General features: G+C 52.9%; 12 protein-coding genes. 9 read left to right on the forward strand and 3 right to left on the reverse strand.

Features of this window, described 5'->3' with window-relative positions:
• Nucleotides 1–16 precede the first annotated feature (16 nt).
• Together ONB24_00830 and ONB24_00835 are read left to right on the forward strand one after the other, a co-directional pair.
• Nucleotides 17–499, forward strand: coding sequence for a pyridoxamine 5'-phosphate oxidase family protein (locus ONB24_00830; GenBank protein MDZ7314644.1), 483 nt, complete (start codon nt 17–19; stop codon nt 497–499).
• Nucleotides 474–1,211 carry a copper homeostasis protein CutC gene (locus tag ONB24_00835; GenBank protein ID MDZ7314645.1) on the forward strand — a complete coding sequence of 246 codons (738 nt, stop codon included), beginning with the start codon at nt 474–476 and terminating at the stop codon, nt 1,209–1,211. The genes ONB24_00830 and ONB24_00835 overlap by 26 nt, the downstream gene beginning before the upstream one ends.
• On the opposite strand, the gene ONB24_00840 is transcribed toward ONB24_00835, so the two are convergent.
• Both ONB24_00840 and metH read right to left on the reverse strand, forming a co-directional pair.
• Entirely contained in the window at nt 1,206–1,364 is a 159-nt protein-coding gene (locus ONB24_00840) for a rubredoxin (protein ID MDZ7314646.1), read from the reverse strand. The genes ONB24_00835 and ONB24_00840 overlap by 6 nt on opposite strands.
• Nucleotides 1,365–1,390: 26 nt before the next feature.
• The gene (metH, locus tag ONB24_00845) at nt 1,391–4,789 is read right to left on the reverse strand and encodes a methionine synthase (GenBank protein MDZ7314647.1); all 3,399 of its coding nucleotides are present in this window, start codon (nt 4,787–4,789) and stop codon (nt 1,391–1,393) included.
• A 421-nt stretch (nt 4,790–5,210) separates the two neighbouring features.
• On the opposite strand from metH, the gene ilvB reads away from it, so the two are divergent.
• From ilvB to cimA, 6 genes are read left to right on the forward strand one after another with little or no spacing between them, the layout of a single operon-like run.
• On the forward strand, nt 5,211–6,947 hold the full coding sequence (gene ilvB, locus ONB24_00850) for a biosynthetic-type acetolactate synthase large subunit (protein ID MDZ7314648.1): 1,737 nt from the start codon (nt 5,211–5,213) through the stop codon (nt 6,945–6,947).
• Nucleotides 6,947–7,435 carry an acetolactate synthase small subunit gene (ilvN, locus tag ONB24_00855; protein MDZ7314649.1) on the forward strand — a complete coding sequence of 163 codons (489 nt, stop codon included), beginning with the start codon at nt 6,947–6,949 and terminating at the stop codon, nt 7,433–7,435. Before ilvB ends, ilvN begins: the two co-directional genes overlap by 1 nt.
• A 44-nt stretch (nt 7,436–7,479) precedes the next feature.
• A complete protein-coding gene (ilvC, locus tag ONB24_00860) occupies nt 7,480–8,469 on the forward strand; it encodes a ketol-acid reductoisomerase (GenBank protein MDZ7314650.1) in 990 nt (329 codons plus the stop codon).
• 10 nt (nt 8,470–8,479) lie between these two features.
• Nucleotides 8,480–10,009, forward strand: a complete 1,530-nt coding sequence (locus ONB24_00865; protein MDZ7314651.1) for a 2-isopropylmalate synthase — start codon at nt 8,480–8,482, stop codon at nt 10,007–10,009.
• A 9-nt stretch (nt 10,010–10,018) separates the two neighbouring features.
• Nucleotides 10,019–11,101, forward strand: a complete 1,083-nt coding sequence (leuB, locus tag ONB24_00870) for a 3-isopropylmalate dehydrogenase (GenBank protein ID MDZ7314652.1) — start codon at nt 10,019–10,021, stop codon at nt 11,099–11,101.
• A gap of 10 nt (nt 11,102–11,111) precedes the next feature.
• A complete protein-coding gene (gene cimA / locus ONB24_00875) occupies nt 11,112–12,716 on the forward strand; it encodes a citramalate synthase (protein MDZ7314653.1) in 1,605 nt (534 codons plus the stop codon).
• 28 nt (nt 12,717–12,744) lie between these two features.
• Here the strand turns inward: cimA and ONB24_00880 are convergent, their stop codons facing one another.
• Nucleotides 12,745–13,476, reverse strand: coding sequence for a hypothetical protein (locus tag ONB24_00880; GenBank protein ID MDZ7314654.1), 732 nt, complete (start codon nt 13,474–13,476; stop codon nt 12,745–12,747).
• Nucleotides 13,477–13,773: 297 nt separating this feature from the next.
• Here ONB24_00880 and ONB24_00885 point away from each other — a divergent pair, with 297 nt between their 5' ends.
• Entirely contained in the window at nt 13,774–15,186 is a 1,413-nt protein-coding gene (locus tag ONB24_00885) for an MFS transporter (GenBank protein MDZ7314655.1), read from the forward strand.
• Nucleotides 15,187–15,188 lie beyond the last annotated feature (2 nt).

Below are 15,188 nucleotides of genomic sequence, written 5' to 3' on the forward strand. Positions count from 1 at the left end.
CTATAAGGTATAAAGCTTGAAGATACATCAAGACGACCGCCTGCTTATTGAAAGAATCATCGCCAAGGCGCTGGTGTGCCGCGTGGCGGCTTCTGTTGATGATCGACCGTATCTGGTGCCCCTTTCGTTCGGCTATGACGGCAAGGCTTTCTATTTTCATACTGCGCCTGCCGGCAAAAAGATCGACTATTGGCGCGGTAATCCGCGGATCTGCTTTGAACTGGAAGGGGACGTTCAGATCAAGGAAGCCGATAAAGCGTGCGAATGGACCATGCTTTATGAAAGCGTCATCGGTTACGGCGTGATCAGCGAGATTACTGATCCGCTTGAGAAAGAGGCGGCTCTTAAGGAAATAATGCGCCATTATTCGGAAAAATCGGAATGGCAATTCGAGGCGGCGCAAACGGCCAAAGCGCGCCTCTGGAAACTAACGGTCGAAAAGATGACCGCCAAGAGCAATCGGATCATTTCTCATGCAGTCGGCTCCTCCGTTTCTTGAAATCTGCATCAATGAAGACGAGCATCTTCTTCAATCCGTTGAAGCGGCCTGCCAAGGCGGCGCCGACCGAATCGAGCTGTGCAGCAGAATGGACCTCGACGGCTTGACACCCTCCTTAAAGGCAGTCAGATCTGCAGCCGCCGTCTGCAAAGATCGGGCAGCGCTTATGGTCATGATTCGGCTGAGAGCGGGGGATTTTTTCTATACCTGCTTGGAAACTGCACAAATGATCCGGCAAATCGAGGCGGCAGCCGAAGCCGGCGCCGACGGCGTGGTGTTCGGCGCAGTGAAGGAAGGGCAGATTGATCTTTCCACCCTGAGACAATTGACGCGTGCCGCGCACTCTTGCGGTCTCGCCGTTACTTTCCACCGCGCGTTCGATGCCCTGCATCATCCGCTGCAGGAACTGCAGATTCTCTCGGCTTTGGGAGTGAAGCGGATACTGACGGCTGCTGAACCCTGGGGAGCCTCTGCGGAATGGACGGAGAGATGCAGCAATTGGCATGATTTGCTGGAAAAGGCGGACGGCGTGGAAGTCATTTTGGCAGGTGGTCTTACACCAAGGCTTGCCGCGGCGGCATTGAGGTCATTGCCTTATCGCGGGCGAATCGTATCCGTGCATGCCTATTCGGCAGCCCTGCGCGACGGAATTACAGATAGAGAAAAAGTGGGCGAATTTTTCGAGGCGCTGCAGGCTTTCCGCTCTTTATAGCGGGTCGAACTGATCCTTGCCGACATAGCAAACCGGACAAATCCAATCCTCCGGCAGATCTTCAAAAGCCGTACCCGGTGGGACTCCGTTTTCCGGGTCTCCTTGCGCCGGATCATAGACATAGCCGCAATTGGTGCAGATAAATTTTTCCACAGCTTCTCCGTCCTTATTATCCGCTTTTATTCCAACGAAAAATATTTTGCCTGCGGATGATGCACAATGAAAGCGCTGGTCGTTTGTTCCGGTATCATTTGGTCTTCCGCGGTTAGCTGAACGCCGATGCGTTCCGGAGCCAGCAGTTTGGCGATTTGGCGATTACCATAAAGATCGGGACACGCCGGATAGCCGAAGCTGTAGCGTGAACCGCGATACTTTTGCACCACCAGCTCTTCCATGGTCGTCCCGTCTTCCGAAGCAATGTTCAGTTCCAAGCGTATCTGTTTGTGCCAATACTCGGCCAGAGCCTCCGCACTTTCCACCGAAAGACCATGAAAGAGCAGATAATCCTTATAGGCATTGTTTTCATAGAGGCGTTGGGCATATTCCGAGGCGCGGCTGCCGACGGTCGCAATCTGCATCGGCATGATGTCGCGGCGCCCGCTTTCTATCGGAAGAAAAAAGTCGGCGATGGATCGATACGGCGGCTTTTTCTGCCTTGGAAAGTGGAAGCGCAGCAATTCGATGTCGGTTTCCGGATCAAAGATGATCACGTCATCGCCTTGGCGATTGCAGGGGAAATAACCATAGACCACCTTCGGCTCCAGGAGTTTTTCTGCGATGCATTTTTCCTTCAGCATTTCGAATTGGGGCCGGACCTCTTGTTCGATGAGTCGTTCATACTCTTCACGGCTTAAAGTGCCTCGTCGGTAACCCCAACGCCCGCGGAAAAGAACCGGTTCAGTCAGGAAGGAAAATACAGTCTTTAAATCGATATCCTCGACGACCCGGCTGCCCCAAAACGGCGGTACAGGGATGTCGTGATCGAAGAAAAGAGGCTCCGGTTTCTGCACCAAGGGCCTGCTTTCGGATCTTTTCTCTTTTTTGTTTCCGCCACCGGACAAAGACGAAAGCTTGCCCTCCTTCAGCAGATTCATCACTTTGAGGCCTTCAAAGGCGTCTTCACAGTAAACCACCGGTGCATCGAGAATGGGCGCACAGACTTGATCGACGTAACTGCGCGTCAAGGCAGCGCCTCCGAGCAAAACCGGAATTTTGTAGCCGCGCTGCCGCATTACTTCCAAATTTTCCTTCATGACAATCGTCGACTTGACCAGTAGCCCACTCATGCCGATGGCGTCGGCGCCGACTTCATCCGCCTTTTGCAGCATGGTGTCGATCTCGCATTTAATGCCGAGATTGTAAACCTTGAAGCCGTTGTTGCTCAGGATAATGTCCACCAAATTTTTACCGATGTCGTGCACGTCGCCGCGAACGGTAGCCAAGACCAGGCTGGTGCGCGTCTGTACCTCGCTTTTTTCCATAAACGGCTCGAGAATGCCGACCGCATGCTTCATCGCTTCGGCGGATTGGAGAACAAACGGAAGCTGCATTTTTCCGGCGCCGAACAGGTCGCCGACGGTCTTCATGGCCGGAATCAGCCACCGGTTGATAATGTCGACGGCGCGATGCTCTTCAAGCGCCGCCTTTAACAGCTCGTCCAATCCCGAACGGTTGCCTTGAATGATTCGTTGTTTGACTTTTTCCTCCAAAGAGAGGGGCTCTTCGACCGCAGCATCTCCGCCTCGACCGGTCCTTTTTTCGAAATGACGAATAAAGTCAAGTAGAGGAGTTTCACCCCGATTGTAGATCAAATCAAGGCAGATCCGGATATCCTCCGTATCGATTTGGTACAAGGGAATGATCTTTTTGACGTTGACGATGGCGGCATCCAATCCTGCCTTGACCGCTTCGGCAAGAAAGACAGAGTTGAGCACCTCGCGCGATTCCGGATTTAGTCCGAAAGAGATATTGGAAACGCCGAGCAGGGTAAAGACTCCGGGCAGCTCCTGCTTGATCCGGCGAATGCCTTCGAGGGTTTGGATCGCGGCGTCGCGCAGTGTTTCATCGCCGCTGCCGAGGGTAAAAGTGAGGGGATCAAAGATCAAATCGTTAGGTCGAAGGCCGTTTTGCCGCACGGCAATGTCGTAAAGCCGCCTTGCGACGGCGATTTTTTGCTCGACAGTTTTCGCCATGCCGCTCTCGTCGATGGTAAGGGCAACGAGAGCCGCGCCGTAGCGCTTGGCCAACCGGCAGATGCGGTGAGCCCGCTCTTCGCCGTCCTCAAGATTGATGGAATTAATGACCGGTCTGCCGCCGATCAGCTTGAGTGCTGCCTCGATGACCTTGACATCGGTCGAGTCGATGAAAATCGGCAGGTTGACTTGGGTGACGATGCGGCTGACGGCTCGAGTCATATCGGCGACTTCATCGCGTCCCGTATAAGCGACGCATAGATCGAGGCCGTGTGCGCCGGTGCGTTCTTGGTCGCGCGAAATTTCGACAATGGCGTCCCAATCTTCCGCCAGGAGGCGTTCCCTAAACTGCTTCGAACCGTTGGTGTTGGAACGCTCGCCGACAAAAAAGGGCGGCGGATCCTGGCGCAGTTCCTGGGCCGTAAACAACGATGCCAAAGCGGGTCTAAAAGTCGGTTGCCGTTCTGCCGCCGTAAGATATGGTAAACGTTCGGCCATTGCGCGAATAAAATCCGGCGTTGTCCCGCAGCATCCGCCGACAATTCTAACGCCGTACTCTTGAATAAAGCTGGAAAGCACCGTAACATATTCTTCGACCGACAGGGTATAAACCAGATGACCGTCGACCATTTGCGGCATGCCGGCGTTAGGCTGTACCATCACGACGCCGGGGAAAGCCTCGCAGATTTGCTTTACAAACGGGCGCATCGCTTCGGGGCCGGTGGCGCAGTTCATGCCGAAAATTTCGAGTTCATACGGCGCCAAAGCGGCGAGAGCCGCGCTGACATCGCTGCCGACGAGCATGGTGCCGGTCGTTTCCACGGTAATGGTCACGGCGCGCGGCAAATGCACTCCCGCGCGCCGCATCTCGTCCTGCACCGCTGTCAACGCTGCCTTGATCTGCAGCAAATCCTGGCAGGTTTCAATGACGAACAAGTCGACCCCGCCTTGAATCAAACCGCGGGCTTGCGCCGCATAGGACTCGTACAGAGTGTCGAAATCGATCTGACCGAGGCTGGGAAGCTTTGTTCCCGGACCGATAGAGCCTGCGACAAAGCGGGGTTTGGAGTCGGAAAAACGATCGGCGGCTTGCCTGGCGATTTCGGCGGCGGCGCGATTGATCTCTTCGACCCGATCCTGCAGGTCGAATTCAGCCAAAACGATGCGATTGGCGCCGAAGGTGTTGGTTTCGATCACATCGGCGCCGGCAGCCAAGTAAGCTTCGTGAATCCTTTGGATTTTTTGCGGGGCGGTAAGATTGAGAATCTCCGGACAACCTTGATGCGCCGCCCACTCTTCTTCCGTAATTTGCAGCGCATGGATTTGGGTGCCCATGGCCCCGTCGAATAGGATTAATCCTTTTTTTATGCGTTCAAAAAAAGACATGTCGGCTCCTCAAGTTCCTAAAATGTAACGAAAAAAGCGCTCTTTATCAAACGCATAATCGTAAGAGGATCTTGTATTATGTGAATTTTCGCTTGACATTTTTCTCTTTTTCATTTACTTTGTCTCGGACACGAACAGGATTCAAAAGTTGATAGACGCAAGAGTAAAACCAGTCTTTTTAAAAGGCGGCAGCCGGAAAAATTGCGGGATTTTCCGGTTGATAGAGAATCTTGTCGATGTCCATTTACTCCTATTAGGCCTCGTCATTATTACCCTCTTGCTCCGCTAAACAACGCGTGGTGCAAGAGGCAAGCCCAACTCACACAGTCCCCTTTTAAAATCTTTTCGGCAATCCTCTCGCACCATTAGGCAAGAGTGTAATACAGGCGGTCTTTGGTTTATACTCATTAAAGGGAGTTCTATGAAGAACGCAATGACCGGCGCAGAGATGATCATTCACGCTCTCCAGCAGGAAAAGGTCGGTGCTGTTTTCGGCTATCCTGGGGGATCAATTATCGACGTTTTCGACAAGCTCTATTCGGCGGACGTGCCCTTTTTCCTGACGCGGCATGAGCAGGCCGCCTGCCATGCTGCCGACGGTTATGCGCGGGCTTCCGGTAAACCTGGAGTGGTCATCACGACATCCGGCCCCGGCGCCACCAATATCGTTACCGGCCTGGCTACCGCCTATATGGATTCGATCCCTGTTGTCGCCATCACCGGCCAAGTGCCGACTCACTTGATCGGTAACGACGCCTTTCAGGAGGCCGATATTGTCGGCATAACCCGGTCGATAACCAAACATAATTTCCTTGTCCAGTCGGTTGATGAACTGCCGCGAATTCTTAAAGCGGCGTTTTACATAGCCACCAGCGGCCGCCCCGGCCCGGTCCTGGTCGATGTGCCGAAAAACGTCCAGCAGGCGCGAACCACCGTCCCTTATCCTGAAAGCATCGAAATTCGCAGTTACAAGCCGACGGTACAAGGTCATCCGCAGCAGATCAAAAAAGTGGCTGAAGAGATCAAAAAGGCATCTCGGCCGGTGCTTTACGTGGGCGGCGGAGCCGTCAGCAGCGGAGCTGCCGAAGAAATTCGTGAACTGGCCGAAAAGTGTGATATTCCGGTCACCACGACGTTGATGGGGCTCGGCGTTTTTCCCGAAACCGACGAGCGATCGCTCAAGATGCTCGGCATGCACGGCACCGTCTATGCGAATTATGCGGTGCAGGAGTGTGATCTGTTGATTGCCGTCGGCGCACGATTCGATGACCGCGTGACGGGCAAAGTGGAAAAATTTGCGCCCAAAGCGGAAATCGTTCACATTGATATAGATCCGACGACCATTCGAAAGAACGTGCAGGTCAAGCTGCCCGTGGTCGGCGACGTAAAGGCGGTGCTGTCTGAACTTTTACGAATCGTCGAACCCAAGAAGCATCGAGAATGGATGGAACAGATCAAGGAGTGGAAAAAGAATTACCCGCTTTATTACCGCGAAAACGGGAAAATTCAGCCGCAAATGGTGGTGCAGACCGTTGCCGATATGGTCAAACACGAAGCAATCATTGCCACCGAGGTAGGGCAGCATCAGATGTGGACCGCGCAGTTCTATGATTTCGTCGAGCCGAGGACTTTTCTCAGTTCCGGAGGATTAGGAACCATGGGTTACGGTTTCCCGGCGGCGATCGGAGCTCAGATTGCACGGCCGGACAAGCTGGTTATCGACATGGCAGGAGACGGCAGCATTCAGATGAACATTCAGGAGCTGGCTACTGCCGTTCTCTACAATATTCCCGTCAAAGTGATCATATTCAACAATCAATCGCTCGGCATGGTCCGGCAGTGGCAGGGAATGTTTTACAACCGGCGCTTTTCCAATACTTGTCTGCGCAAGAGCAAATTTTGCCCCAAGGTCTGCTCCGGCTCGGAAAACGCCCCCTGCCCCGACTTTTATGTGCCCGATTTCGTCAAGTTGGCCGAGGCTTACAGCGCGCATGGATTTTACGCCGAAAAGCCGGAAGACGTCCGGCCGACTTTGGAAAAAGCCTTCAGTACGCCGGGCCCAGTGTTTGTCGAATTCAAGATCGATAAAGAGGAAAACGTCTATCCAATGGTGCCGGCAGGGGCGCCGCTTAACGAAATGATCAGAGGGATGGCCTAATGCGACACATTATCAACGTCGAAGTGGAGAACAATGCCGGCGTACTGGCACGAATCGCCGGACTGTTCAGCGCCCGCGGATTCAATATTGAAAGCCTTTCCGTGGCGGACACGGAGTCAAAAGAGATTTCGCGCATGACACTGGTTGTGCGCGGCGACGACGCAATCATCGAACAGGTCAACAAGCAGCTCAATAAACTGATCGACGTCATTCGCGTCGTCGACGTGACGAAAAACTATTATGTCGAACGAGAACTCGCTCTTGTGCGCGTCAACTGTCCTCCAAATAAGCGCGGAGAGGTTCAGCAGATCAATGAAATCTTTGGCGCCAAGGTGGTTGACATCAGCCCGAAAAGCATGACCATGGAAATGGTCGGCTCCGAGGCCAAAGTGGAAGCATTTTTAGAAACCATGCGGCCGTTTGGAATCAAAGAAGCGGCCCGAACCGGGCCCATTGCCATGTTGCGGGAATCCAAAAAGATTGGTTAATAAGCTGTAGCACTGGACATCACAAACTTGAGGAGATTTTTACCATGAAGCTTTACTATGATCAGGACGCAGACTTGGGTCTGCTGAAAGGAAAGACGGTTGCGATCATCGGTTACGGTAGCCAGGGGCATGCACACGCTCTCAATTTAAAGGACAGCGGCGTCAACGTTGTGGTGGGTTTGAATGAAGGAAATCCCGACCGTAAAAAAGCCGAGGATGCCGGACTGATTGTCAAATTGAACAGCGAAGCGGCCAAGAGCGCCGATGTTATCATGATGCTGGTGCCTGATCAGATTCAGCCGATGGTGTATCAAAACGATCTGCTGCCGCATCTGACTCCGGGAAAGGCTCTGGCATTTGCGCACGGCTTTAACATTCACTACAATCAAATCGTGCCGCCGCCGACCATCGACGTCATTATGATTGCACCAAAGGGACCGGGGCATCTGGTGCGTCGGCAGTACGAAGCCGGCAACGGCGTTCCTTGTCTGATTGCAGTTTACCAAAATGCAACCGGCAAGGCCAAAGAGTTGTCGCTGGCTTATGCCAAAGGTATCGGCGGCACGCGCGCAGGCGTTATCGAAACCACCTTCAAGGAAGAGACCGAGACCGACCTTTTCGGCGAGCAGGCGGTGTTGTGCGGCGGATTAACGGAACTCATTCGCGCCGGATTCAAGACTTTGGTCGATGCCGGTTATCAGCCCGAAATGGCCTACTTTGAATGCCTGCACGAGGTCAAGCTCATCGTCGATTTGATCTACGAAGGCGGCCTCGGCTGGATGTACTACTCGGTCAGCGACACGGCCGAATACGGCGGTCTGGTCAAAGGCCCGATGGTCATCGGTGAAGAGAGCAAAAAAGCAATGAAAAAGCTTTTACAGGACATTCAAGACGGAACGTTTGCCACGGAATGGATTTTGGAAAATCGCGCCAACGGACCCAAGTTCAACCGCTATCGTCAGCTTTTGAAGGAAGATCCGATCGAAAAAGTGGGCGCGGAACTTCGCAAAATGATGAGCTGGCTCAAAAAATAAAGGTGTCGTTATGAGCGACCAACGCATTATTGTATTTGACACGACGCTGCGCGACGGAGAGCAGTGTCCGGGTGCGGCTTTGAGCGTGGAACAAAAGCTGGCAATCGCCCATCAGTTGGCCAAGCTGAACGTCGACGTCATCGAAGCGGGCTTTCCTGTTTCTTCGGATGCCCAGTTTGAAGCCGTAAAGGTGATTGCCGAACAAGTTCGGGAGCCGGTTATCTGCGGCTTGGCGCGCTGTGTCGACTTGGACATCGATAAGGCGGCCGCCGCCCTCGAAAAAGCGGCCAAACCCCGCATCCATACCTTTATCGCCACGTCCAAAATACACCTCGATAAAAAATTCCGCAAGAGCGAGGAAGAAGTTTTGGAAATGGCCATTCAGGGAATAACGCGGGCTAAAAAGTACTTTTCCGACATCGAGTTTTCGCCGGAGGATTCTTCGCGAACCGGAAAGCCCTTTCTATTTCGCATCATCCAAGCGGCCATCGACGCCGGTGCTACGACCATCAACATTCCGGATACCGTCGGTTACAGCAACCCCGATGAGTTTGGACAGCTGATTCGCGAGATCTTTCAAAACGTGCCGAACATCCACAAGGCGGTCCTGAGTGTTCATTGCCACAACGATTTGGGGTTGGCGACGGCAAATACGTTAGCGGCAGTGCGCAACGGCGCGCAGCAGGTCGAAGTCACCATCAACGGCATCGGCGAGCGTGCCGGAAACGCTTCGTTGGAAGAGGTGGTGATGGCGCTAAAGACCCGCTACGATTTTTATCAAAAGACGACGGGTATTCGTTACGAAGAGATCGTCAAAACCAGCAGGCTGGTCAGTAATCTTACCGGCATTCCTGTGCAACCCAACAAGGCGGTTGTCGGCGCCAATGCTTTTGCGCACGAATCAGGCATTCATCAGGATGCCATGATCAAAGATGCGGCAACATACGAAATCATGAATCCTGCAGAAGTCGGTTGGGGAGAGACGAAAATCGTTTTGGGTCGCCATTCCGGCCGGCACGGTCTGAAAAAGCGGCTGGAAGACTTGGGTTATTCGCTGAGCCAGGAGAAAATCGACCGCATCTACAAACGCTTCTTGGAAATTGCCGATAAGAAGAAAGAAGTGTTCGATGCGGACCTCGAGGCTTTGGTCAGCGAAGAGGCGCAGACGATCGAAGAAGTCTATCAGCTGGAATATTTCCATATTCTCAGCGGCAACCATACCGTGCCGACGGCCACCATCGGTCTGCGCATTGGTGACCAGATTGTTCAGGATGCCGCCGTCGGCGACGGTCCCATAGACGCGGCCTTTGCGGCCATCGACAAAATCATTGGGCGACCGGTCAAGCTGCTCGAGTTTTCGCTGCAGGCGCTTACCGGCGGCAGAAATGCCATGGGTGAAGTTCACGTCACCATCACCGAAAACGGCCGCAAATTCGTCGGTCGCGGTACCGGCACGGACGTCATCGAGGCGGGCATCCGTGCCTACATCCATGCGCATAACAAGCTCTACAGCGCATCCGAATCGAAAAGCAAAGGGTAAAAAGCACTCATGCAAAAGAGCAATTATCGAATTACGGTACTTCCGGGTGACGGGATCGGTCCGGAAGTAGTGGCCGAGGCTGTAAAGGTGCTCAGAACTGTAGCCGAATTGGCCGGTTTCAAGGTGGAGCTCGACTATCGCGATGTGGGCGGTGCGGCGATCGACAAATACGGCACGCCGCTACCTGAGGAGACCTTGGCCGCCTGCCGCGCAAGCGATGCTGTTCTGCTCGGCGCCATCGGTGCACCCCAATACGATCAGCTTCCTTCCCACATGCGCCCCGAGAAAGGGCTGCTCGGCTTGCGCGCCGGTTTAGGACTTTATGCCAATCTTCGACCCGCCAAAATCTACCCCGCCCTCGCGGCATCTTCTACATTGAAAGAAGAGGTGGTTCAAGATGTCGATCTGCTGATCGTACGTGAGCTGACCGGCGGAGTCTATTTCGGGGAGCCGCGCGGCTTGGAGCAGGACCGCGGCTTCAATACAATGATCTATACCCGCAAAGAGGTCGAGCGGATCGCGCGCGTTGCGTTTGAGGCGGCAAAAAACCGTCGGCGCCAAGTATGCTCCGTCGACAAGGCCAACGTGCTCGAAGTCTCGCAATTTTGGCGGCGCATCGTCATCGAGGTTGCCGCGGAGTATCCGGAAATCACTCTCACTCACATGTATGTCGACAATGCGGCCATGCAGCTGATCCGCAATCCGCGCCAGTTTGATGTGATCGTCACCGGCAATCTGTTCGGCGATATTTTAAGCGACGAGGCGGCCATGATTACCGGATCTCTCGGCATGCTGCCTTCCGCAAGTCTTGGCGACGGCCCGGGAATGTATGAACCGGTGCACGGCTCGGCGCCGGACATCGCCGGGCAAAACAAAGCGAATCCGATTGCTACCATTGCTTCAGTCGCCATGATGCTCATTCACTCTTTGGGCAGAAAAAAAGAAGGCGAGTGGATCGAAACGGCAATCGGCAATGCCCTGCTCAAAGGGGCAAGAACCGCCGACATCGCCCGACCAAGCGAAGCTGTTCTAACGACGACGGAAATGGGAGATTTCATCGTCCGCGAAGTGGAGTACGCGGCAAAAGGGTAAGGAGAGGAATATGGCGGCAACTTTGATCATTTACGATACGACGCTGCGGGACGGCAATCAGCATGAAGGAGTCTCGTATTCAGTCTCCGACAAAGTGCAGATTGCGAAACGGCTGGACGAGTTTGGTGTCGATTACATTGAGGGGGGGTGGCCGGGTTCCAATCCCAAGGACATCGAATTTTTCCAACGCGCCCGTACCATCGAATGGCACAATGCCAAAATTGCCGCTTTCGGTAGTACTCGGCGCGTGCAATCGAGTGTGGACAAGGATGAAAACCTGCAACTGCTCGTTCAAGCCGAAACTCCAGTTGTCACTATTTTCGGCAAAAGCTGGGATCTGCATGTTATCGACGGATTGCGGACGACTCTGGAAACCAATCTCGAGCTGATTTACGAGTCGGTGGCCTTTTTGAAGGACAAGGGAAAAGAGGTCATTTACGACGCCGAACACTATTTCGACGGATTTTCGGCCAACCCCGAGTACGCTCTTAAAACCCTCGAGGCGGCTCTGCGGGGAGGAGCCGATTGTCTGGTCTTGTGCGACACCAACGGCGGCATGATTACCGACCGGCTCGTCGAAATTCTCGAACAGACTTTAAAGGCTTTTCCCGGCACGCCCTTCGGTATTCACGCCCATAACGACTCCGACTGCGCAGTCGCCAACAGCCTGGCGGCGGTCAAGCGGGGTGTTCTCCACGTTCAAGGCACTATAAACGGATACGGAGAGCGGTGCGGCAATGCCAACCTCTGCTCCATCATTCCGGGAGTGGCGTTAAAACTGGACGGAGTAGAATTAAAACCCCGTGTCAAGCTGTCGGAGCTCACGACTTTGTCCCGCTATGTGAGTGAGATGTCAAATCTTCCGCATCGGGAAGAGTCTCCTTACGTCGGCAACAGCGCTTTTGCTCACAAGGGCGGGATCCATGTCAGCGCTTTGCAAAGGAACCGCAGGACTTATGAGCACATTGATCCAAAGCTTGTCGGCAACCATCAACGCATCTTGGTAAGCGATCAGGCGGGCCAGAGCAATATTTTGCAAAAAGCCAAGGAGTTGGGCTACGACTTGTCCTCGGACAAAGAAGGCGTACGCGAGATTGTTCAACGGCTCAAAGAGTTGGAACATCTCGGTTATCAATTCGAAGATGCAGACGGATCGTTCGAAGTGCTCATCCACAAGACGACGGGCAATGTCCGCAACTTTTTCGAGCTCAAATCGGCCAGGGTGGTGGTGTTCAAATACGAAGAAGGCAACCTCCATTCAGAGGCCATCCTACTGATACGCATCGACGGACACATGCAGCATGTCGTTGCCGAAGGGCACGGCCCGGTCGACGCCTTGGACAAAGCGTTACGTAAAGCATTGGAGCCTTTTTATCCTTCGTTGAGAGAAATGAGGCTGATCGACTATAAAGTCCGCGTTCTCGACAGCCGCGAGGGCACTGCCGCCAAAGTGCGAGTTACCATTCAGTCAGAAGACGGAAACATGATATGGGGCACGGTAGGTGTTTCCGAAAACATCATTGAAGCAAGCTGGCAGGCATTGGTAGATCGCATAACCTATAAATTAATGCGCGATCTCGAAAATAATGATAAAGAAAACCGGCAGAGCAGTTAAAGCTCTGCCGGTTTTCTCAGCACCGCGCTCAGTTCCAGGAGCCGTAGCCGGTCTGAGTTCCGTCGTTAAATGTCCACCAGGCACCGTTGCCTTCCGAGTTCCACGTAATCCTCAAATCATAGACGAGACTGCCCTTGCTGTTGGGCGAAAACCGCTCCAACCGGCCCGACTTGTCCGCTTTGAAAGTAAATTCGATCTTTCCCGTCGGCGGTTCATACCACTGTTTGACAAACTTGTAGTCGCCGTTTTCCAAAGTGTACCAAACCCACTCGATGGTTATCTGTTGAGTCCCAAGTTTGTAAAGATAGACATGACCGTTGGTTTGGTCCGTCCTTTGGACGACATCCATTTTTCGCCAATTTTCGAGGCTCACTCCCTCAACGTTGCCGCTCAAAAGCAGTTGCCATGTGTACCGGCCGCCGCCTGCGGTAATCTTGAGCACGTTTTTTACATTGTTATCCATCCATTCATATTCCCAATTGCCGCTTTCTTCCTTTACCGCTGTAGCTCCGGCAGGCGGCTCGAAAATGCAGCCGGTGCCTTCAAAATTGGTCACTTCGGCCGCAATTTGCAGGGCCAGCTTGGCTTTTTCATCGGAAGACTGCATCATTTTGGCGGGAAAGACGAATTGTTTGAGAGTGAATTCCGGCGCCTTGGGCGGCGTCGTCGGCGTCACCGGACTTTCTTTATCTGAAGAACAAGCAATAAACATCATCAGTAAGGCGACGCCTGAGCAGAAAAACCGCTTAAAACCAGACATCTTACGCCTCCTTTCTCAGAACAATGAAACAAACACCCCGCGATCGACCGTTTGCCGATCCGCAGGAGATTGCTCTTTAAAATAATATTCTGAGCCGTTGGCGAATCCTGGTAGGAAAAACAGCAGCTTGTGAAGATCCTTAAGCTACATCCGCAATTGCCGAACATTAAAACAAAATGCGCCGGTAAAATATTCAAGCTTTTAAAAACGTCGCTTTTATTTAAGGTGAAAATTCTTTACTTTTTCGCAAAAGGGCGCCGTAGAAAGACCATTACTCTATTAAGGAGGATATAAACCATGACCGCTCCGGCTGTCGGCAAGTTGACGCTGAAAGAAAAAATCGCCTACGGTTTCGGTGATCTCGCCTCGGTGTTGTATTGGCAGACTTTTATGCTCTATTTTACATATTTTTATACCGATGTCTTTCTCATTTCGGCCAATGCGGCAGCCACCTTATTTTTGGTCAGCCGCATTTGGGACGGCATCAACGATCCCTTTATGGGCATGATTGCAGATCGAACGAATACGCGATGGGGCAAGTTCAGGCCCTATCTATTGTGGCTTTGCGTTCCTTTTGCCGTGATGGGGGTGCTGACCTTTACCGTACCGCCTTTCGGATATACGGGAAAGCTCATCTATGCGTTTTTGACTTTTAACGGCATCATGATGCTCTATACGGCCATCAACATCCCCTATACTGCGCTGCTCGGCGTCATTTCGCCGGATTCCGTCGATCGAACCAGCGTCTCCTCCATAAAATTTCTTTTTGCCTTCTCAGCCGGAATTATCGTCTCTGCAACATTGCTGCCGATGGTCAAAGCTTTCGGCGGCGGAGACGATCCCGCCCGTCAGGCAATCGGCTGGCAAAGAGCGTTTATGGTTTACGGCGCCGCAGCCATTATCTTCTTCCTCATTGCCTTTGCCGGAACGCGGGAAAGAGTCCAGCCTCCGAAAAGCCAAAAATCCTCCATTAAGCAGGATCTTTACGAGTTGATTACTAACGTGCCGTGGCTTATTCTCCTGGCGACCACGCTGACATTTATTTTGTTCGTTGCCGTTCGAAGCAGCGTTACCACGCACTATTTTAAATATGTAGTGGGTGAGAGGACGATCGTATTGCCGATTTTAGGCGGAAAAGCCTACGGATTCGAAGAGATCGTATCGGCTTTCAACACCGTCGGACAAATCTTTAGCCTTATCGGCGTGTTGGGCGTCAGCTGGTTTGCCAAAAAGGTCGGGAAAAAGCGCGCTTTTTTGATTTTATTCGTCATCGCCATCCTCAGCACGGCGGGATTCTATTTCGTCAAACCTGAAAAACTGGGATTGATCTTTTTGATGCAAATAACCGGATCTGCGAGCGGCGGACCTCTCAGCGTTCTGCTTTGGGCAATGTATGCCGATACGGCAGATTACGGAGAATGGAAACGCGGTCGCCGCGCAACCGGCCTGGTTTTTTCCGCTTCCACAATGTCGCAAAAAATCGGGTGGGCTTTGGGTGCTTTTGTCGCCTTGAAGCTTATGGCAGGCGTTGGATTCACCCCTAACCAGGAACAAGCCGCGTCGAGCGTCCAAGGCCTGCGGCTGCTGTTCAGTCTCATCCCGGCGGCGCTGGGCATCATCTCTTTTCTTCTCATGATTTTATATCCGCTAAGTGATGATAAAGTGGAACAAATTACCGCCGAGCTCAGCGGGCGACGGCAAAGTGATTGACA

This window comes from candidate division KSB1 bacterium, from assembly GCA_034505495.1.
Taxonomy (GTDB): domain Bacteria; phylum Zhuqueibacterota; class Zhuqueibacteria; order Residuimicrobiales; family Krinioviventaceae; genus Fontimicrobium_A.

Excerpts from the sequence above, each read along its gene's own strand:
- ONB24_00835 (MDZ7314645.1), top strand. The coding sequence starts at position 474 with ATGCAGTCGGCTCCTCCGTTTCTTGAAATCTGCATCAATGAAGACGAG.
- metH (MDZ7314647.1), bottom strand. The coding sequence starts at position 4,789 with ATGTCTTTTTTTGAACGCATAAAAAAAGGATTAATCCTATTCGACGGG.
- ilvB (MDZ7314648.1), top strand. The coding sequence starts at position 5,211 with ATGAAGAACGCAATGACCGGCGCAGAGATGATCATTCACGCTCTCCAG.
- ilvN (MDZ7314649.1), top strand. The coding sequence starts at position 6,947 with ATGCGACACATTATCAACGTCGAAGTGGAGAACAATGCCGGCGTACTG.
- ilvC (MDZ7314650.1), top strand. The coding sequence starts at position 7,480 with ATGAAGCTTTACTATGATCAGGACGCAGACTTGGGTCTGCTGAAAGGA.
- ONB24_00865 (MDZ7314651.1), top strand. The coding sequence starts at position 8,480 with ATGAGCGACCAACGCATTATTGTATTTGACACGACGCTGCGCGACGGA.
- leuB (MDZ7314652.1), top strand. The coding sequence starts at position 10,019 with ATGCAAAAGAGCAATTATCGAATTACGGTACTTCCGGGTGACGGGATC.
- cimA (MDZ7314653.1), top strand. The coding sequence starts at position 11,112 with ATGGCGGCAACTTTGATCATTTACGATACGACGCTGCGGGACGGCAAT.
- ONB24_00880 (MDZ7314654.1), bottom strand. The coding sequence starts at position 13,476 with ATGTCTGGTTTTAAGCGGTTTTTCTGCTCAGGCGTCGCCTTACTGATG.
- ONB24_00885 (MDZ7314655.1), top strand. The coding sequence starts at position 13,774 with ATGACCGCTCCGGCTGTCGGCAAGTTGACGCTGAAAGAAAAAATCGCC.